Below are 17,920 nucleotides of genomic sequence, written 5' to 3'. Positions count from 1 at the left end.
CCGCAAGGGGGTCAGTCGCGCCGCTGGTTCTGCTGGCCTTGGCCGCCTTGTTGGCCACCCTGCTGACCCGGACGCTGGGACGGGTTCTGCTGCTGCTGCTGGCCCTGGCCGCCTTGCTGACCACCTTGCTGGCCGGGACGCTGGTTCGGATTCTGTTGCTGCTGCTGGCCTTGCTGGTCTTTCCGCGGGTCGTTCTGATTAGCCATTGGTCTTCTCCTCCTTACAGGCCGGTATCCGGCGTGTGGCAAAGAAACCGCCAGCGCGCCGGGTTGTTCCCGCTGCGTGCGGCGGAACCGGGGGGAACCGCCGAAGTTGGCGGGCGTTTGCGCAGGAAGGGGGAGGCCATGGCACCGCGCACGTTCTGGAAGGGCTATCTCAAGCTGTCGCTGGTCACCTGCCCGGTCGCGATGAGTCCGGCCACGACCGAAGGCGGCAGGCTGCGGTTCCATACGCTCAACCGCGCGACGGGCAATCGTCTCGTCCAGCAATATGTCGATGCGGAAACCGGCAAGCCGGTCGCCGAGGAGGACGAGGCCAAGGGCTATCCACGGGGCGAGGACGACCATGTCCTGCTGGAGGACGAGGAGATCGAGGCCGTCGCGCTGGAAAGCACCCGCACCATCGACATCGAACGCTTCGTTCCCCAGGGCTCGATCGGCTGGATCTGGTATGACCGGCCGCATTTCCTGGTCCCGAACGACAAGGTGGGAGAAGAGGCCTTCTCGGTGATCCGCGAGGCGATGGCCGAGACCGGAATGGCCGGGATCGCGCGGCTGGTGCTGTATCGCCGCGAGCGCGCGGTGCTGCTGCGGCCGAGGGGGCGGGGGATCGTGCTGTGGACGCTGCGCTATGGCGACGAGGTGCGGCCGGAGGCGGAGTATTTCGCGCGGCTGGAGAAGGCCCCGGTGGACAAGGAGCTGCTGAAGCTGGTCGAGAAGCTGATCGACACGCGCAAGGCGGACTGGTCGCCGGGCTTCGTCGTCGATCCGGTGCAGGACCGGCTGGTGGAGATCATCGAAGCCAAGCGGAAGGGGCGAAAGACGCAGAAGCGGAAAGCTGCTGCGCCGCAGAAGCCGGACAATGTGGTCAGCATCATGGATGCACTGAGGCGCAGCATCGCGGCCGAGAAGGGCGGCTAGCCTTTCGGCAGCGGCCGCGCCCTGGCGAAGAAGTCTGCCCAGGGATCGGTCACGGCGGCAAGGCGGGCGGGAAGGTTCAGCACGGTGAAATGCGCCGGGCCGATCTCGGGGCCCAGTTCCTCCCAGGTGATCGGCGTCGAGACGGCGGCTCCGGGGCGGGCGCGGGTGGACCAGGGGGCGACCGCCGTCGCCCCGCGCTGGTTGCGCAGGTAGTCGACCAAGATCCTGCCCTTGCGCTTGGCCTTGGCGATCGTCGCGACATAGCGGTCGGGCTGGTCGGCAGCCATGGCGCGGGCAAGGGACTGGCACCAGGCCTTGACCGCCGGCCACTTCGCCTGCGGCTTCAGGGGCGCAACCACATGCAGGCCCTTCCCGCCCGAGGTCTTGAGGAACACCGCCAGCCCCGCCTGTTCCATCCGTTCGCGCACGTCCCTTGCCGCTGCGATCATCTGTGGCCAATCCACGCCCTCGCCGGGGTCGAGGTCCATCACGATGCGGTCGGGCGTCTCGATCTGCGCCAGGGTCGAGCCCCAGGGATGGATCTCCAGCGCGGCGGACTGCACCAGGCCGAGAAGCCCGTCGAGATCGGCGATCGCGATCACGCTTTCGCCCGGATCGCCGGGGTCCTGCGGCGTCAGGATCCTGCCGTTCATCCCCTTCCAGCCGTGTTTCTGGAAGAACTGCTGCCCGTCGATCCCGTCGGGGCAGCGGAGAAGCGCAAGCGGGCGGCCCACCAGATGCGGGGCGATCAGGGGCCAGACTTCGGCATAATGGTCGGCGAGCCCCGCCTTGGTGACGCCCGCCTCGGGCCAGTAGATCCGGTCGGGATGGGTCAGTCTCACCGTCCGCTTCGGCTCGGGCGCCGTCTTTGCCGGAGGTGCCGCCTCGCGGACCACTTCATGCGCGGGCTTGTCCTCGCGCAGGCCGCGGAACGAGGCGTGGCGCAGGTGGCCGTCGCCGGTCCAGGCGCGGAACTCGACCTCGGCCACCAGTTCGGGGCGGACGAAGCGGACGCCGCGCACCTCCTCGGAGGTCAGGCGGCCGGCGAAGGGGTTTTCGCGGGTCTCCAGGGCTTGCAGCCGGTCGAAGACCTGCCGCGAGGTCTGGTTGCTGAACCCGGTGCCGACGCGGCCGACATGGTTCAGCTGCCCGTTCTCGAACACCCCCATGACCAGCGAACCGATGGCCTTCTCCGAAACGGTCGAGGGCACATAGCCGCCGATGACGAACTCCTGGCGGGCTGAGCATTTCGACTTGACCCAGTTGCGTCCCCGGCCCGAGCGATAGGGGCTGTCGCGCAGCTTGGAGACCACGCCCTCCAACCCCAGGCGGCAGGCGTGGCGCAGGACGATCTCGCCGCCGTCGTCGAAATGACCGCTGTAGCGCAGGGCGGGGGGCGCTGCGTCCAGCAGGCGCTCCAATCGCGCCTTGCGTTCGGTGAGCGGCAGCTTGCGCAGGTCCTCGGCGTCCAGATGCATCAGGTCGAAGGCATAGAACACCAGCCGGTCGGCGCGGCCTTCCGACAGGTCGGCCTGCAGCGCCGGGAAATCGCTGGCGCCCGAGCCGCTCTCGACCACCAGTTCGCCGTCGATCAGGGCCGACGCCACCGGCAGGGCCGCCAGCGCCTTGGCCAAGGGGGCAAGCCGTTCGGTCCAGTCGAGGCCCGAGCGGGTCAGGAGCCGGGCCTCGCCGCGCTCGATACGCGCCTGCAGGCGGTAGCCGTCGAACTTGATCTCATGCAGCCAGCGGTCGTCCGTCGGGGTCGCGCTGACCAGGGTCGCCAGCATCGGCGGCACGAAATCGGGAAGGGTGGCCGCGCGCGTCTTCCTTGTCTTGGACTTCGAGGCTTTCGGTGGCGCGCCCTTCGCGACCTCGTCCAGATCGCGGCCGGTCTTCACCGAGAGCGGGCTTTCCTCAAGGATGTCGGGGGCATCCTCGCTGCGCGCCGCCGCATCCTCGCCCTTGATCAGCAGCCAGTTCTCGCGCTTTTCGCCGGGCTTGCCCTTGATCCGCACCAGATGCCAGCGGCCGGAAAGCTTTTCGCCGTTCAGCTCGAACTCCAGATGGCCCTTGGCATAGCCCCGCTCGGGATCGGCCACGGGGGTCCAGGTTCCCCGGTCCCAGACGATGACCGTGCCGCCGCCATACTGGCCCCTGGGGATCGCGCCCTCGAAATCGCCATAGTCCAGCGGGTGATCCTCGACATGGACGGCGAGGCGCTTCTCGCCCGCTACCAGGCTGGGACCGCGTGTCACGGCCCAGCTCTTCAGCACGCCGTCCATCTCCAGCCGCAGGTCGTAATGCAGCCGCCGCGCCGCGTGTTTCTGGATGACGAAGCTGTTGCCGGCCCTCGTCGCCCCTTCGCCCGACGGTTCGGGAGTCGCCTGGAAGTCGCGCTTGCGGCGGTAGGTTTCCAGCGCCATCTCAGCCCGCCTTCCGGCGCGGTGCCGGTTTCTGCGCCTTTTTGCCATCGCCGCCCCCGACGCTTTCGCGCAACGCGGTCAGGAGGTCCACGACCTTTTCCGGACGCTTCGTCTTGCGCGGGGCGATCTTGCGGCCTTCCAGCTTGGCCTTCACCAGCTCGGCCAGGGCGGATTCGTAACGGTCGTCGAATTCGGCCGGGTCGAAGCGGCCGGTCTTGGTCCGGATGATATGCGCGGCAAGGTCGAGCATTTCGCCTTCGAGCTTCAGCTTCGGAATCTCGTCGAAGACCTCGGCCGGGGATTTCACCTCATGCTCGAATTGCAGCGTGCTGGCCACCAGCCCCAGGCCCTGCGGCCGGATCAGCAGTGTTCGCACCCGGCGGAAAAGCACGGTCCGCGCCAGAGCGGCGACGCTGCGGGCCTCCATCCCCGCGCGGATCAGCGCGAAGACCTCGACCGAGGCGGGATCGCTGGGGGCAAGGTAATAGGGGCGGTCGAAGAACAGCGTGTCCACATCGTCGCAGTCGATGAAGCGGTCCAGCCGCAGCACCTTGTCGCTTTCGGGGATGGCGCCGGCCAGGTCCTCGTCCTCGAGCAGGACATAATCGCCTTCATCGACCTCGTAGCCTTTCACCTCGTCCTCGCGCGGGACGGGTTTTCCGGTCTCGCTGTCGACAAAACGGCGCTGGACACGGTTGCCGGTGGCCCGGTTGATGGTGTGAAAGGCGATGCGGTCCGAGGTGGAGGCGGCGGTGTAAAGCCCGACGCCGCAGCCGACCTCGCCCACCACCATCCGGCCCTTCCAGTTCGCGCGCGGAGCCATGCCGCCCTCCCGTGGCTGTCCTGCGGAAACGGCGGGAGGGGCCAGGGGGTTCCGCCGCCGCGATGCCGCCGGGATTCACGCGGGGACGGTCGGCGGGCATTCGCCTGCGGCGGGAAATGGTCCACGGCGGTGCGGAACTGGCGCCGGGCATGTGCATTGCCTTTGCGGGTGGGCTGCCCCGGGCCCTCGCGCCGGGGAGAAAACCGGAAGGCAATATCTTCATGTCGGACGACATCCTGAGTTACATCCCCGCGCTGCGTCTGTTTGCACGGTCCCTCTGCGGCCGGACCGGCGACCCGGACGACCTGGTGCAGGACACGCTGCTGCGCGCGATCGAGAAGGTGGAGTCCTATACTCCCGGAACCAACATGCGGGCCTGGCTTTTCACCATCATGCGCAACCGCTTCTACAGCCAGTGCGTCAAGCTCTCGCGCGAACGCCCGGCGGCCGAGGATTGTGCTTCCTCGGTGCCGGTGAGCCAGCCGGTGCAATACTGGCACATGCGCGGCAAGGAGGTGGAAGCGGCCCTTCTGGACCTGCCGCAGCCCTACCGCGAGGCCATCGTCCTGGTGCTGGTGACCGGGGAAAGCTACCTCTCGGCGGCCGAGATCCTGGGCTGCGACATCGGCACGATCAAGAGCCGGATCAACCGCGGCCGCCGCCAGCTGCGCACGGCGCTGGGAGAGGAGGTCTAGGCCGCGCCGGATGGGGAACAATTCCACCGCCTGCCGGTTGCCTGCACCGATCCGCTGTCCCGCATGCAAGGAGACGACCATGAAGACCCAGAACCTCGAGACCCTGTTTCACGACACGCTGAAGGACATCTACTACGCCGAGCGCAAGATCCTGCGGGCCCTGCCCAAGATGGGCCGCGCGGCCCAGTCGCCCGACCTGAAGGCGGCGTTCGAGAAGCACCACGACGAGACCCAGATGCATGTCGAACGCCTGCAGCAGGTGTTCGAACTGATGGGGAAGCCCGCGCGCGGCAAGACCTGTCCGGCGATCGACGGGCTGATCGAGGAGGGTGAGGAAGTGATTGAATCCTTTGCCGGCAGCCCGGCAGTGGACGCAGGCCTGATCGCCGCGGCGCAGGCGGTCGAGCATTACGAGATTGCGCGCTATGGCACGCTCTGCCGCTGGGCCCAGCTTCTGGACATGGGCGACGCTGCCCGCCTGCTGGAGTCCACCCTGCAGGAGGAAGGCGCGACCGACGAGGCGCTGACCAAGGTGGCGGAAAAGTCCGTCAACCAGGCTGCGCTGGCGGCCTGACACCCGGTCTTCCGCCTGTCCGGGCGCTCCCCCCGGACAGGTAAGAAGGGGAACGGCCCCGCGCGTCCTGCGCGGGGCCGTTTTCGTGAGCGATTCCATTGTGCCCGATTTCATCTGGCACGACTATATCAGCGGCGTCGGCGGCGGCCGGAGGGAGTGGTGGCCGGTCCCTCCGGGGTTGCGGCCATGCTTGCGCTGTCCTCGCCCTGCCAGACCGGGTCGACGGCCTCGCGCAACAGCTCGCTCTCGGCGCGCAGCCAGTTCGCTTCGGCCCGGCCCGGGGGTGCGCCCTCCTCCTGCCAGATTTCGTAGGCGCGCTGCCGGATGCGGGCTTCCTGGTTCTGCGTCATCTGATCCCTCCGTTCACATCGACCGGGGGCAACCGCGAGGCTGCAGGAATGTTCCGGCCGCCGTTCCCCCTGGGAACAAAGGCGAGGGGCCTGGCGTTGGACGCAGGATTCCCTGCCAGAGGATGCCTGACCATGACGGACCTTCCCAAGAACGAGGAACTGCGCCACCCGAAGCCCGGAGTGATCGACCAGCGCCAGCAGCAGATCGACCCGGCCGGCCATTTCCGCGTGGACCCGGACGTGCGACCCGATGCCAACAGCAAGCAGCCCGGCGGCTCGGTCGACCGGGAGGGCGGGCGATGACCGAGCATCCGAAACCCCCGTTTCCGCCGCAAAGCCAGGAACCGCCCGGCAGCTTCATCCCGATGCAGCCCCGCCCCGACCATGGCGAAACCTCGTGGCGCGGGGCGGGGCGGCTGCAGGGCCGCGTCGCGCTGATCACAGGGGCGGACAGCGGCATCGGCCGTGCGGTGGCCATCGCCTATGCCCGCGAGGGGGCCGATGTCGCGCTGTGCTACCTGAGCGAGACCGAGGACGCCGCCGACACCGCCCGCGTGGTCGAGGCGGCGGGGCAGAGTTGCCTCAAGCTTGCCGCCGACCTGTCCGATCCCGATGCCTGCCGCAAGATCGTTGACCGGGTGGCGGAGGAATGGGGCCGGATCGACATCCTGGTCAACAATGCCGCGCACCAGAGCGTGATCGAGACGCTGGAAGATCTGACGCCGGAGGAATGGGACAAGACCTTCGCCATCAACATCGACGCGATCTTCCACCTGGTCCGGGCGGCGCTGCCGCATATGGGGCAGGGCAGCTCGATCATCAACACGACCTCGATCAATGCCGACAAGCCGAATCCCTCGCTGCTGGCCTATGCCACGACGAAGGGGGCGATCCAGAACTTTACCGTGGGTCTGGCGCAGCTTCTGGCCGAGCGGGGGATCCGGGTGAACTGTGTCGCGCCCGGTCCGGTCTGGACGCCGCTGATCCCCTCGTCGATGGAGCCGGAGAAGGTGGCGCATTTCGGTGAGGACTATCCGATGAAGCGCCCGGCCCAGCCGGTCGAGCTGGCCACCGCCTATGTCATGCTGGCCGAACCGATGTCGAGCTATGTTTCGGGCGCGACCATCGCGGTCACGGGCGGCGGACCCATGCTGTAGGGGCGGACGGGGGCGGAACATCGGCGCAACTCGCGGGTTGTCGGGGCCTGACGTCCCGAAATCGAAAGGACACCCGATGCACAATCCACCGCCCCCTGAGGGCACGCGCCCGGTCGACGGCCGCCGCGTCCCGGCCCCGCGCAGCCGCCAGACCGGCATGTGGCTGGTGCTGGCCGTGCTGGCTGCGATCATCATCGCGATCCTGGCCTTCAGCTTCGACCGGACCGAACCCGACCCGGCGATCATCCCGGCCGAGTCGCCGGCTGCGCCCGCGACGGACGGTGCCGCCACCGATGGCGCGGCGACCGACGGCGCTGCGACCGACGGGACGGCAACCGACGGCGCTGCGCCCGAAGGTACGGGCGCGCCCGAGACCGCCCCTCCGGCGACGACGCCCTGACGCCGAAGCGACGACAAAGGGCCCGGCACTGGCTGCCGGGCCCTTCTTCTGTCTTGCCGCCGGGTTCAACGGCTTGCGCTCCGGTCCGCTGCCACGCGGGCAAGGAACTGGCGTGTGATCTCGCTGCTGTGGTTCGCCAGCCAGTCCGCCATCGCCTCCTCCTCGGCCAGGCAGCGGCGGAAGACCTCGACGGCAGCGGTCTCGCCCAGCTCTCCCGCCGCCGCGATCAGGATCCGGTACGAGGCGATCTCCATGTGTTCGAAGGTGTAGCTGGCCAGCGTACCCTTCACCACCTCGTCCGAGGCGAACATCCCGCTGACCGCCTGCCCGACGGCAGCAAGTTTGCCCAGGGCATCCTTTACCATCGAGGCGGAGGAGTCGTGGATTTCCAGCAACCGGGCGAGTTCGGCCTCCTGACCCTCGGTCTCCTTGATATGCGCCCGGATCCGATCGCGCAGTTCCGGGTAGTGTTCCAGCCGGTTGACCATGCCCTGCATCATGGTGAGGGCCTGGCCCTCCATCGCATGGGCGTCGCGCAGCCAGCTCAGGTAACTTTCCCGCATCCGTTCCATCGCCTGCTCCTTTCAGGATCAAGACCGGGCCGCCACGGATGGCGGCCCGGACGTCGGGCTGGGGTCAACGGCGCGAGAAACGCGATCCGCGACGGTCGTCGTCATCACGATTCTCCCAGCCGCGACGGGCGGCCTCGGCATGGCCTTCGCGGTCGCCGAACCAGCCACCCTGCCCCCGGTCATCGCCGCGTCCGCGCGAGGAGGAGCGACGGTCGTCGTCGTCGTCGCTCATGAAGCGGCCGTATGCGTCGCGCTCGCGGTCATTGCTGCCCCGGCCCCCGCTGCTGCGCGAAGAGGAGTAGGAACGGTGGTCGTCGTCGTCCCGGCGTTCCCAGCCGCGACGGGCGGCCTCGGCATGGCCTTCGCGGTCGCCGAACCAGCCACCCTGCCCCCGGTCATCGCCGCGTCCGTGCGAGGAGGAGGAGCGACGGTCGTCGTCATCACTCATGAAACGGCCGTATTCATCGCGCCCGCGGTCATTGTCGCTGCTCCGGCCCCGGCCACCATTGCCGCGCGAGGAGGAGCGGCGGTCGTCATCGTCACTCATGAAGCGGCCGTATTCGTCACGCTCGCGGTCATTGCCGCTGCCCCGGCTGCTGCCGCCGCGCGACGAGCGGTGGTAATCATCGTCGCTTACGAAGCGACCGTATTCGTCACGTTCGCGGTCGCTGCCGCGCGAGCTGCGGCCATCGCGGTCGTCATAGGCGCCGCGGCGCTCCCACCCAAGGCGCGAGGCTTCGGAATGGCCCCGGCTGTCACCGTACCAGCCCTGGCCGCGGTCACTGTCGTCATCGTCGCGGCGGCTGCGCGAATAGCGGCGATCGTCGTCGTCATAGCGGCCAAAACTGCGGCCCCGGCTGCCGCCGCGGTCATCGTCACCGATGAAACGGCCGCGGTCGTCTCGTTCGGGGGTGTTGGAATTTCTTGGCATTCTATCCTCCTCGGTTGTCATGGGTTGCCGCAAGCGCGGCTGTCGTGCGCAGGGGAGTCGCGTCCTACACGGTCTTGCAGGCAGCGAACTGCCTTCCCAGGTTCGGGCCTGGAGCCCTCGGCCCTGAGCCGTTCCAGAAGCGGCGCTTGGGCCATGCAGCACCTCCTTCGTCGGACGAGGTGAACAGGTCGGGGGCGGCGATTGTTCCCCGGTCGCGACGGGCCGGGCTGCGGCAAATTTGCCGTGATCCATTGCGTCACTTCGGCGTATAGTCATGACGAAAGTGGTGTTTGGACCGGGTCCCGGGCGGCGGAAATGAAGCAGACGAATGAAGGCGAAGGGCCCGAAACCCTTCTGGACGACGAGTTTTCGGCCGCGCTGGAAGCAATAATCGAGGAGATCCGCACTCAGCCCGTCAGCGAAAGGTTGCGCGACCTGAGCCGCCAGTTGCAGGAGGCGCTGAACCGCGCAGGAAAAGTCCGGAAAGGCTGATCTTCGCCGGGTTCCGAAGCCGGCGGAACAAATCCGTGACCTGCGTGTTGCCGTGGAGATGGGCGAATCTGCGGCTGCCCAGACTGGAGGAGTTCCGGGGGCATGGGGTGAGCGACAGGGAACCGGATGTCCGGCAGTTGATGCAGGGGATGGATCAGCCGAACAGCATGTCGGGCCGGATGGAGGGACTGCCCTTGTGCCTGCGCCAGGCGTCCTCCCTTGTGCAGGCGGCTATCGCACCGATGGTTATGGTCACCGGCCCGGATGGCGTGATCCTGGGCAACGAGGCCTGGGCCCGGCTGACAGGGCGGCAGGCGGCCGATCTGCCGGAGATGCTGCGTGCGGCCGCGCAGGATGTCCTGGACCACCCCGCCGCGCGGTCTCTGCTTGTGCCATGCGACAAGGCGCCGGCTGCCGCGCTTTGGCCGGTGCTGGATGAGGCGGGACAGGCGCAGGGGGTGCTGATCCTGCTGATCGCCTCTTCCGAACCTCAGGATGCCGCTTGCGCTGCCGCGATCATCGCCGGCGCCGAGGATGCGGTCCTGTCGGTGGACCGGCACCTGCGGATCACCAGCTGGAACGGCGGCGCGCGGAGGCTGTTCGGCCATGCCGCCGAGGAGGTGCTGGGTCATCCGGTCACGCTCCTCTCGCCGCATCCCGACGAGGACCGGGCCACCCTCGACCTGATCCTGCACGGCGAGCGGGTCGCTACGCGCCAGACGCTGTGGCTGCGCAAGGATGGCAAGCGGTTGCATGTCTCGCTGGCGGTCTCGCCGATCCGGGATCGGGCGGGGCAGATCACCGGGGCGGCCGTCATCGCGCGCGACAGCTCGGCCAGTCACGATCTGGAGCGGCTGCAAAAGGTCCTGATCGGCGAGATGAAGCATCGGGTGAAGAATGTCCTGTCGACCGTGCAGGCCATCGCGCGGCAGACCATGGGGAGCGAGCGGACCGAGGCCTATGTCACCTTCGAGAAGCGGATCCTCGCCCTGGGACGGGCGCAGGACCTGATCACCCGCGATGCCAGCGAAGGGGTCGACCTGCAGGGGGTTGTCGCCTCGGTCCTGGCCCCGTTCCCACAGTCGCAGTTCCGCTTCGAGGGACCGCCGGTCCGGGTATCCTCGCGCGCGGCGGTGGCGTTGGCGCTGGGGCTGCACGAGCTGGCGACCAATGCGGTGAAATACGGCGCACTTTCGGTCAGGTCCGGCTGCGTGCGGATCCGCTGGGCGGTGACGGCGGGGCCGCCGGCCGAATTCGTGCTGCACTGGCGCGAGGAAGGCGGGCCAGCCGTGGCCCCGCCCCAGCGGAAGGGTTTCGGCACCGTGGTGATCCAGGACGTCCTGGCGGCCGAACTGCAGGGCAGGGTCCGGCTCATCCATGCCGAGGAGGGTGTGATCTGCGACCTTACTGCGCCGATGGCCTCGGTGCAGGAGCAGGAGCTGTAGGCCGCGAGAGCCAGAGCCGGAACCAGGGCGTCCCGGCCTCGCCCAGGGCGGCGAGGGGCAGGGCGGTCCTGCCCTCGGGCGCGGTCCGATCCGGGGCCGAGGCGCTTGTCGGCTGGAAGGACAGCGCCGCCCGCACCGTGCCTGTGCGGAAATGCCAGTCGGCGACCAACGCCCCCGGGCCGGTGATCACCACCGTCGCGGGGTGGGCCCGGCCAGTGCGATAGATCGGCAGCAGCACCTGGCGCCGCAACTCCAGCATCCGCCGTGTGAGGTCCAGCCAGGACTCCTGGTCCGGAGCGGGTCTGGCATAGGGATGCGCCAGCGTCGCGGTCGCCGGATCGAACGGGTCGAGCATGTCCAGCCCGCCGCCCGGCAGCCCGCGGAACTGCTTGCGCCGTTCCTCCGCCATGTCCGCGGCCACCTGGCCCGCATAGTCGGCGAACCAGGGAAAGGCGCTTTGCGCGCCGCATTCCTCGCCCATGAAAAGCAGCGGCACATAGGGCGCGGTGAGGAGAAGCGCATGGGCGACCTGCGCCCGCTCCACCCCGACCAGCGAAACCAGCCGCTCGCCCCTGGGACGGTTGCCGGCATGGTCGTGGTTGAGATTGAAATTGATGAAACGGGATGGCGGCAGATGGGCGGAGGGCTCGCCCTTGGCGGTGCTGCCATCGGGGCGGGTCTGGCCCTGCAGCGCCTGCCCGTCGCGTAGCGCCACCGAAAGATCCCGCAAGGGCTGCAGCGTGAACTCGCGGTAATAGCCGAAGCTTTCCCCGGTCAGATGGACATGCAGCGCATGGTGATAGTCGTCGTTCCAGGCCGCGTCATACAGCCGGTTCGCCGGATCATAGGGAGCGGTGCGGTTCCGGCTGTCCTCGGCCAGCAGATGCACCTCGGGAAACTCGCGCCGCAGGGCCAGGGCCAGTTCGGTCTCGATCGGCAGGGCGCTGTCGTCCTTCATCTCCTGGATTGCGTCGATGCGCAGCCCGTCGAAGTGGTAGTGCCGCAGCCAGTGCCGGGCGCAGTCGACGAAGAAGGCCCGGGCGGCGGGGCGGGAATAGTCGATCCGGGGTCCCCAGTCGTTCTCCTCGGCCAGGAAGAATTCCGGGCAGATCCGGGCCAGCGCATTTCCCTGCGGACCGAAGTGGTTCAGCACCACGTCCAGATAGACCAGCAGACCCAGCCGATGCGCGGCATCCACCAGGGCGGCCAGATCCTCCGGCGGGCCATAGCTGTCCTGCGGGGCATAGGGCAGCACGCTGTCATAGCCCCAGCCGCGCGTGCCGGGGAACTGTCCGAGCGGCATCAACTCGATGGCGGTGATGCCCAGCGCGGCCATCCGGCGCAACTCGGGCGTGCGGGCGGCGGCGGCAAAGCTGCCCTCGCGGGTGAAGCTGCCGACATGGATCTCGGTAATCACCTGACGGGCAAAGGGGCCGGGGGCTGCGCGCTGCGCGCGCCGGGTCATGGGCGCAAGATCGCGCAGGACCGAATGGCCTTCGACCCCGCCCTCCTGCTGCAGCGAGGCCGGATCGGCAAAGCGGAAATCCCCGGCGCGAAAGCGGTAGAGCCCGCCTTCCGAGGCGCGGGCGATACAGCGATGCACACCGTCCGCACCCCGGACCATCGGCAAGTCCAGCCCCTCCAGTTCCAGCCGGATCGCGCTGGCCGACGGCGCCCAGAGCGCAAGGCTCCACTCATCCGGAGCGGAGCGCCGCGCGCCCCAGAACGGGGCGGCGGGCATGTCCGGCGGTTGCGCATCCGGATGTGCCGGAATTTGCGCCACGTTCAGGCGCCCGAGCCAAGCTCGCGCGACCAGAGGCGCAGGCGGCGGCAGGAGTCGACGAAGCCCTGTGGCGAGCCGGAGGCCAGTTCGACCATTCCTTCATCGGCGTCCGGCAGCACCCCGGCGGTCGAAAGCAGCGGGACCGCGCCTTCGGAGAAGCCGATGAACTTGCAGTGCACGAAGGCATCCTTGACGAAATCGACGGCGGCCACCTCGCGGCACAGGGCCTCGGCCCCGCTGCGTGACATCAGGAGACACACCGCGTCGAACAGGACCGAGGCCCCGGCCGCCACCGCGTAATGCGCTGCAACTTGAGTGCCGTCGGCCGAGAGTGCGCCGCCGACCGTGGGGGCGATCAGCTCGACCATCGCGCCTTCCGCCGTCATCGCTGCGTTCAGTTCGGCCAGAAGTGCCGCGTCAAAGCCGTTTGCAAACAGCACGCCCAGCTTACGCCCGGCGAAGGTCCCGCGCGAGTTCTGAAGGATCGACAGCGCGGGCGAGGGTGGCAGATCGCGCACGGGCACCGCCGGGGTCGCCGCCTCCGGCAGTTCGGAAACGCCCAGAGCGTCACCGACCGCCACGGCCAGCGTCTCGTCGATGCTGCGCAGATGCGCCAGCATCCGCAGCCGGATTGCGGGCACCTCGCACCGGCCCAGTTCGAAGGCCAGGGCGTTGACGATATGGCGCTGCTCGACCGCGGTCTGGCTGTGGAAGAACATCCGCGCCTGGCTGTAATGATCGGCGAAACTTTCCGGCCGCAGGCGTGACTTCGGCCCCACCTCCTGCGCCGGATAGCTGCGGAAGCCGCGGGCGGGATCCTCGCGCGGGCCGATCCCGAACGAGTTCGGCTGATAGATCGCCCGACCAGTCGGATTGCGCATCGCCATGTGGCCGTCCTGCTGGAAATTCGCGAACCGACATTTCGGCGCGTTGATCGGCAGCTGCGCAAAGTTAGGGCTGCCCAGCCGCTTCAGCTGCGTGTCGAGATACGAGAAGTTGCGCCCCTGCAGCAGCGGGTCGTCCGAGAAGTCGATCCCCGGCGGCACGTTCTGGGTCATGAAGGCGACCTGCTCGGTCTCGGCGAAGAAGTTGTCGGGCATCCGGTCCAGCACCAGCCGGCCGACCGGGACGGGGGGCAGGATCTCCTCGGGGACAAGCTTGGTGGGGTCCAGCACGTCGAAGTCCAGCCCGTCGGCGAAATCCTGGTCGAAGAGCTGCAGCCGCAGCTCCCATTCCGGGAAATCGCCGGCCTGGATGGCGCCCCAGAGGTCGCGGCGGTGGAAATCGGGGTCCGCGCCGTTGATCTTCACCGCCTCGTTCCACAGGACCGACTGCATCCCCTGCTTCGGCTTCCAGTGGAACTTGACGAAGGTGGACTGGTCCTGCGCGTTGACCAGCCGGAAGGTATGGACGCCGAAGCCCTCCATGAAGCGGAACGACCGGGGAATGGCGCGGTCGGACATCACCCACATCACCATGTGCATGCTTTCCGGCGTCAGCGAGATGAAGTCCCAGAACGTGTCATGCGCCGACTGGGCCTGCGGAAAGGCGCGGTCGGGCTCGGGTTTCACCGAATGGATCACATCGGGAAACTTGATCGCGTCCTGGATGAAGAACACCGGCATGTTGTTGCCGACGAGATCCCAGTTGCCCTCTTGCGTGTAAAGCTTGACCGCGAATCCCCGCACGTCCCGCGCCAGGTCCATCGACCCTTTCGAGCCCGCCACGGTGGAAAAGCGCACGAAGGCCGGGGTGATCTCGCCCGCGCGCTGGAAGATATTGGCGCGGGTGAATTGCGCCAGCGAATCGTAGGTCTCGAAATAGCCGTGCGCACCATAGCCGCGGGCATGGACCACACGTTCGGGGATGCGCTCGTGGTCGAAGTGGAACAGCTTCTCGCGGAACTGGAAGTCCTCGATCAGAAGCGGGCCGCGCTGGCCGACCTTCAGCGTGTTCTGGTCATCCGCGACCGGCGCGCCCTGGGCCGTGGTCATCGTGGGGGCGCCGCCTTCCGCGATCTGGTGGTACTCGCCGCCCGATCCCCGGCGAAGGGTAAGGTCGTGTAGCCGAGCAGGTTCCGATGCAGGCGATGGGGGTTTCGGGACAGAGGGGCGGCTGGCCATGGCGGACTCCTTCGGCTGTGATGGGACGGTTGCGGCCGGGAGGCAACCGCGCGGCCGCCAGGTTGTTCCCGGAACCTTTCCGGCCCCGATCGGCCGGATCCCGCCCAGGAGCCGCAAGGAAAGCGTTGGGCCTGCCACTCGCCTTGCGGGAGAGGAGGGCGGACCCCATAGTCTTGATCAGGTTTCGGGCTGTCCGGATCTGCGGTGGTCAGCGACTCTGGCCAGAGGCAGGAAGGAACGGGCCACATGCAGCAACTCGCCGGCAAACGCATTCTGATCGTGGAAGATGATTACCTCGTCGCCTGGATGCTGGCGGACCATTTCCGCAGCGCCGAGGCAAGCATCCTTGGCCCCTACGCCACGCTGGATGCGGCGGAATGCCATGCCTTTGGCGCCGATCTGGCGGTCCTGGACGTAAATCTGCGCGGCGAGCAGGTCTTTCGCCTTGCCGATAGGCTGCAGCGGGCGCGGATTCCCTTCGTGTTCTACTCCGGCCGCGACATGGCCGAGATCCCGGCCCGCTTCGCCGATGTGGCGCGGCTGGGCAAGCCCTGTTCACCCGACGAGGCTGTCAGCCTTGCCCGGGCCGAGCTGGACGGGCAGGAGACCACCGTGGACCAGGTCCTGCCCCGTCTTCGCGTCTCGGCCCGGCTCCTGGTCCCCGATTCGCTGGCCGCCGACCGCCTGGTCGAGGCGACCCTCAAGCTGGCGCTGGAGGAGGAGATGGATCTCTCCGGCACCACGCTGGCGGGCTGGCTGCATCAACTGATGGCGCGGGCGCTGGAGGCGCGGGCGCATCACCTGCTCAACTAGACTGTGACAGCATCTCGGCCAGGAGGCGGAATTCATCGGTCAGCGCCAGGTCGATGGCGCCGGCCTCGGACGGCACCGCGCCGGGATCCTCCTGCCCGTCGCGGGGAATCGAGCGGTCGGCCAGCCATTCGGCCAGTTCTGCCTGTCGGGCGGCGGGCAGGGATTGCAGCAGCAGCACCAGCAGGCGGCGGTGGGCCAGCAACCGGCCCTCCAGCGCGACGGACGGGTGCGGGTCGGGGTTGTCCATGGCGGTTCTCCGGGGCATGTGCAGGGCAAACCCGGCCGGATGGCCGCAGTTCCCATCGGGGGCGAGATGGACTTTGACCAGGATGTCGTGACGCTTGCCCGTACCCTTCTTGGCGCAAGGCTGGTCGTGCGCGGCGCCGGCGGGACGGTCCTCGAGACCGAGGCCTATGGCCGCGACGACCCCGCCTCGCACAGCTTCCGTGGCCCGACCTTGCGCAATGCGGCCATGTTCGGTCCGCCGGGCACGGTCTATGTCTACCTGTCCTACGGATGCCACCTTTGCCTGAACGTCGTCGGACGGCCCGGCGAGGCGGTGCTTCTGCGCGCGCTTTGCCCCGAGGTCGGGGTCGAGGAGATGGCGCGGCGGCGCGGCCTGCCGCCGGACAGTCCCAGGCTGGCCTCGGGGCCGGGGCGGCTGGGGCAGGCATTGGGGCTGGAGCTACGTGACAGCGGCAAGAGGTTCGGCGCGGACGGTTTCGTGCTTTTGCCCGCTGCCGGGCCCCTGCCGTTTCTCGAAGGTCCCCGCATCGGCATCAGCCGCGCCACCGACCTGCCCTGGCGCTTCGGCCTTGCCGGAGCCGCCGGGATCAGCCGGCCGTTTCCCGCGCTTAGCGCAATCCGAGGACGGACAGGATGATCAGGACGATGACGACCAGGCCGACAAGGTAGATGATGCGGTTCATGGCACTCTCCCGGTTTCTGCCCGGCTGAACCCGCCCGGATCGGCAATGTTCCAGCCGTCGCCGCCGGGAACCTTCCTGCCTAGCAGCAGTTGACGCGGTCCCGCCGGAGGAGAGGTCCCGATGCCCAACGAACCGAAACCCGCCGCCGCCAAGCGCACCCCGCCGCAGGACCGGAGCAATGCGGCGGGCGACCAGGAAGGCTCGCCCCATCGGTCCGAGGAATTTGACCGGGTGAACCCGGCAAGGCAGGTGCCCGATCCCGATCAGGGGCGGGAATGATCGGCTATCACGCCTCGCACGAGCAATTCGGGCCGGGAGAGCTTCTGGAACTGGTCCGCCTGGCCGAATCCGCGGGCTTTGCGACTGCGAAATCCTCGGACCATTTCCACCCCTGGAGCGAGCGGCAGGGCCAGTCCGGGTTCGCATGGTCCTGGATCGGTGCGGCCCTGCAGGCGACGCGCTTTCCCATTGGTCTGATCTCCGTCCCCGGTTGGCGCTATCACCCGGCCATAATCGCCCAAGGGGCGGCCACGCTTGGAGAGATGTTTCCAGGCCGTTTCTGGCTGGCCCTTGGCAGTGGCGAGGCGATCAACGAGGCGATCCTGGGCCAATACTGGCCCGACAAGGCCGAGCGCAACGCCAGGCTGCGGGAGTGCGTGGAGGTCATCCGGGCTCTCCTTGGCGGCGAGACCGTAACCCATCGTGGCAGGATCACCCTGGTCGAGGCGCGGCTCTACTCGCGCCCAAGGGTGCCGATCCCGTTGTTCGGTGCGGCGGTATCGCCCGACACCGCGGCCGAGGTCGCGGGATGGGCGGACGGGCTTCTGACCGTGGGGGGCGATCCGGCGCTTCTCTCGCGGGTGATCGAGGCGTTCCGTGCGGGCGGCGGCGAGGGCAAGCCCGTGCATGTCCAGCACGCCCTGGCCTGGGGCCGTACCGAGGCCGGCGCTCTGGCCGGGGCGATGGACCAATGGGCCCCTTCCATCGCGGGCGGCGAAGTCGCCTGGGATCTGCGCCGCCCCGCCGATTTCGACCTGATCGCGGAGCTGGTGACGCCCGAGGCACTGTGTCGGCGGATCGACGTATCCGCGGATCTGGGCTGGCACGCCGAAAGGATCGCCGCGCTCTGCGCCTTGGCCGATACGGTTCATCTGCACTGCGTTACCCGCAACCAGCGCACCTTCATCGAGGCCTTCGGTTCCAGCGTCCTGCCGGGGCTTGGGGAACATTCCCGGGGAGCTGCCGGTTGACCCTGCCCGCACGGAAAGGAG

Annotated in this window: 21 protein-coding genes; 12 read left to right on the top strand and 9 right to left on the bottom strand. The window is 68.4% G+C overall.

Features of this window, described 5'->3' with window-relative positions; genetic code table 11:
• Positions 1-11 precede the first annotated feature (11 nt).
• Positions 12-206 (bottom strand): hypothetical protein, encoded by a 195-nt coding sequence (locus tag I7S92_RS08940; protein WP_197643154.1) that lies wholly within the window; start codon positions 204-206, stop codon positions 12-14.
• A gap of 138 nt (positions 207-344) precedes the next feature.
• Between I7S92_RS08940 and ku (I7S92_RS08935) the strand changes: the two genes are divergently transcribed.
• On the top strand, positions 345-1,139 hold the full coding sequence (gene ku / locus I7S92_RS08935; RefSeq protein ID WP_197643153.1) for a non-homologous end joining protein Ku: 795 nt from the start codon (positions 345-347) through the stop codon (positions 1,137-1,139).
• Here the strand turns inward: ku (I7S92_RS08935) and ligD are convergent.
• Both ligD and ku (I7S92_RS08925) read right to left on the bottom strand, forming a co-directional pair.
• A complete protein-coding gene (ligD, locus tag I7S92_RS08930) occupies positions 1,136-3,562 on the bottom strand; it encodes a DNA ligase D (RefSeq protein ID WP_197643152.1) in 2,427 nt (808 codons plus the stop codon). The two genes, ku (I7S92_RS08935) and ligD, sit on opposite strands and share 4 nt — an antisense overlap.
• A gap of 1 nt (position 3,563) precedes the next feature.
• Entirely contained in the window at positions 3,564-4,385 is an 822-nt protein-coding gene (gene ku / locus I7S92_RS08925; protein ID WP_197643151.1) for a non-homologous end joining protein Ku, read from the bottom strand.
• A 221-nt stretch (positions 4,386-4,606) separates the two neighbouring features.
• On the opposite strand from ku (I7S92_RS08925), the gene I7S92_RS08920 reads away from it, so the two are divergent.
• Together I7S92_RS08920 and I7S92_RS08915 are read left to right on the top strand one after the other, a co-directional pair.
• The gene (locus tag I7S92_RS08920) at positions 4,607-5,080 is read left to right on the top strand and encodes a sigma-70 family RNA polymerase sigma factor (RefSeq protein ID WP_197643150.1); all 474 of its coding nucleotides are present in this window, start codon (positions 4,607-4,609) and stop codon (positions 5,078-5,080) included.
• Positions 5,081-5,159: 79 nt separating this feature from the next.
• Positions 5,160-5,654, top strand: coding sequence for a YciE/YciF ferroxidase family protein (locus I7S92_RS08915; RefSeq protein ID WP_197643149.1), 495 nt, complete (start codon positions 5,160-5,162; stop codon positions 5,652-5,654).
• Between the two features lie 128 nt (positions 5,655-5,782).
• On the opposite strand, the gene I7S92_RS08910 is transcribed toward I7S92_RS08915, so the two are convergent.
• Positions 5,783-6,004 (bottom strand): DUF2934 domain-containing protein, encoded by a 222-nt coding sequence (locus I7S92_RS08910; protein WP_197643148.1) that lies wholly within the window; start codon positions 6,002-6,004, stop codon positions 5,783-5,785.
• A gap of 132 nt (positions 6,005-6,136) precedes the next feature.
• On the opposite strand from I7S92_RS08910, the gene I7S92_RS08905 reads away from it, so the two are divergent.
• The 3 genes from I7S92_RS08905 to I7S92_RS08895 all read left to right on the top strand — a co-directional run bounded on the left by I7S92_RS08905 (position 6,137) and on the right by I7S92_RS08895 (position 7,561).
• Positions 6,137-6,307: a hypothetical protein gene (locus tag I7S92_RS08905; RefSeq protein ID WP_197643147.1), complete on the top strand. Its 171-nt coding sequence runs from the start codon at positions 6,137-6,139 to the stop codon at positions 6,305-6,307.
• Positions 6,304-7,161 carry an SDR family oxidoreductase gene (locus tag I7S92_RS08900; protein WP_197643146.1) on the top strand — a complete coding sequence of 286 codons (858 nt, stop codon included), beginning with the start codon at positions 6,304-6,306 and terminating at the stop codon, positions 7,159-7,161. Before I7S92_RS08905 ends, I7S92_RS08900 begins: the two co-directional genes overlap by 4 nt.
• A 76-nt stretch (positions 7,162-7,237) precedes the next feature.
• Complete coding sequence (locus tag I7S92_RS08895; RefSeq protein WP_197643145.1) at positions 7,238-7,561, top strand: hypothetical protein; 324 nt, start codon at positions 7,238-7,240, stop codon at positions 7,559-7,561.
• 65 nt (positions 7,562-7,626) lie between these two features.
• On the opposite strand, the gene I7S92_RS08890 is transcribed toward I7S92_RS08895, so the two are convergent.
• Both I7S92_RS08890 and I7S92_RS08885 read right to left on the bottom strand, forming a co-directional pair.
• Positions 7,627-8,133 carry a ferritin-like domain-containing protein gene (locus tag I7S92_RS08890; protein WP_197643144.1) on the bottom strand — a complete coding sequence of 169 codons (507 nt, stop codon included), beginning with the start codon at positions 8,131-8,133 and terminating at the stop codon, positions 7,627-7,629.
• 64 nt (positions 8,134-8,197) lie between these two features.
• Positions 8,198-9,064 (bottom strand): hypothetical protein, encoded by an 867-nt coding sequence (locus tag I7S92_RS08885; RefSeq protein ID WP_197643143.1) that lies wholly within the window; start codon positions 9,062-9,064, stop codon positions 8,198-8,200.
• A 201-nt stretch (positions 9,065-9,265) separates the two neighbouring features.
• Between I7S92_RS08885 and I7S92_RS08880 the strand changes: the two genes are divergently transcribed.
• Positions 9,266-9,556, top strand: a complete 291-nt coding sequence (locus I7S92_RS08880; protein WP_197643142.1) for a hypothetical protein — start codon at positions 9,266-9,268, stop codon at positions 9,554-9,556.
• Positions 9,557-9,663: 107 nt separating this feature from the next.
• Positions 9,664-11,001 carry a PAS domain-containing protein gene (locus tag I7S92_RS08875; RefSeq protein ID WP_197643141.1) on the top strand — a complete coding sequence of 446 codons (1,338 nt, stop codon included), beginning with the start codon at positions 9,664-9,666 and terminating at the stop codon, positions 10,999-11,001.
• Here I7S92_RS08875 and I7S92_RS08870 read toward each other — a convergent pair.
• Both I7S92_RS08870 and I7S92_RS08865 read right to left on the bottom strand, forming a co-directional pair.
• A complete protein-coding gene (locus I7S92_RS08870; RefSeq protein WP_197643140.1) occupies positions 10,961-12,742 on the bottom strand; it encodes an alpha-amylase family glycosyl hydrolase in 1,782 nt (593 codons plus the stop codon). The two genes, I7S92_RS08875 and I7S92_RS08870, sit on opposite strands and share 41 nt — an antisense overlap.
• A 44-nt stretch (positions 12,743-12,786) precedes the next feature.
• Positions 12,787-14,907 (bottom strand): catalase, encoded by a 2,121-nt coding sequence (locus tag I7S92_RS08865; RefSeq protein WP_197643139.1) that lies wholly within the window; start codon positions 14,905-14,907, stop codon positions 12,787-12,789.
• 246 nt (positions 14,908-15,153) lie between these two features.
• On the opposite strand from I7S92_RS08865, the gene I7S92_RS08860 reads away from it, so the two are divergent.
• Complete coding sequence (locus I7S92_RS08860; protein WP_197643138.1) at positions 15,154-15,720, top strand: response regulator; 567 nt, start codon at positions 15,154-15,156, stop codon at positions 15,718-15,720.
• Here the strand turns inward: I7S92_RS08860 and I7S92_RS08855 are convergent.
• The gene (locus tag I7S92_RS08855; protein ID WP_197643137.1) at positions 15,713-15,967 is read right to left on the bottom strand and encodes a hypothetical protein; all 255 of its coding nucleotides are present in this window, start codon (positions 15,965-15,967) and stop codon (positions 15,713-15,715) included. The genes I7S92_RS08860 and I7S92_RS08855 overlap by 8 nt on opposite strands.
• A 39-nt stretch (positions 15,968-16,006) precedes the next feature.
• On the opposite strand from I7S92_RS08855, the gene I7S92_RS08850 reads away from it, so the two are divergent.
• The 3 genes from I7S92_RS08850 (at position 16,007) to I7S92_RS08840 (ending at position 17,899) form a co-directional block, all read left to right on the top strand.
• Positions 16,007-16,603, top strand: coding sequence for a DNA-3-methyladenine glycosylase (locus I7S92_RS08850; protein WP_242070130.1), 597 nt, complete (start codon positions 16,007-16,009; stop codon positions 16,601-16,603).
• A gap of 166 nt (positions 16,604-16,769) precedes the next feature.
• Positions 16,770-16,928 carry a hypothetical protein gene (locus I7S92_RS08845; protein WP_197643136.1) on the top strand — a complete coding sequence of 53 codons (159 nt, stop codon included), beginning with the start codon at positions 16,770-16,772 and terminating at the stop codon, positions 16,926-16,928.
• On the top strand, positions 16,925-17,899 hold the full coding sequence (locus I7S92_RS08840) for a TIGR03885 family FMN-dependent LLM class oxidoreductase (protein WP_197643135.1): 975 nt from the start codon (positions 16,925-16,927) through the stop codon (positions 17,897-17,899). The genes I7S92_RS08845 and I7S92_RS08840 overlap by 4 nt, the downstream gene beginning before the upstream one ends.
• The last annotated feature ends 21 nt before the right edge of the window (positions 17,900-17,920 follow it).

This window comes from Tabrizicola soli (genome assembly GCF_015999335.1).
GTDB classification, from domain to species: Bacteria; Pseudomonadota; Alphaproteobacteria; order Rhodobacterales; family Rhodobacteraceae; genus Tabrizicola; species Tabrizicola soli.
The sequence above is the reverse complement of the archived record's forward strand: the minus strand, read 5'-3'. Positions and strand labels throughout refer to the sequence as shown.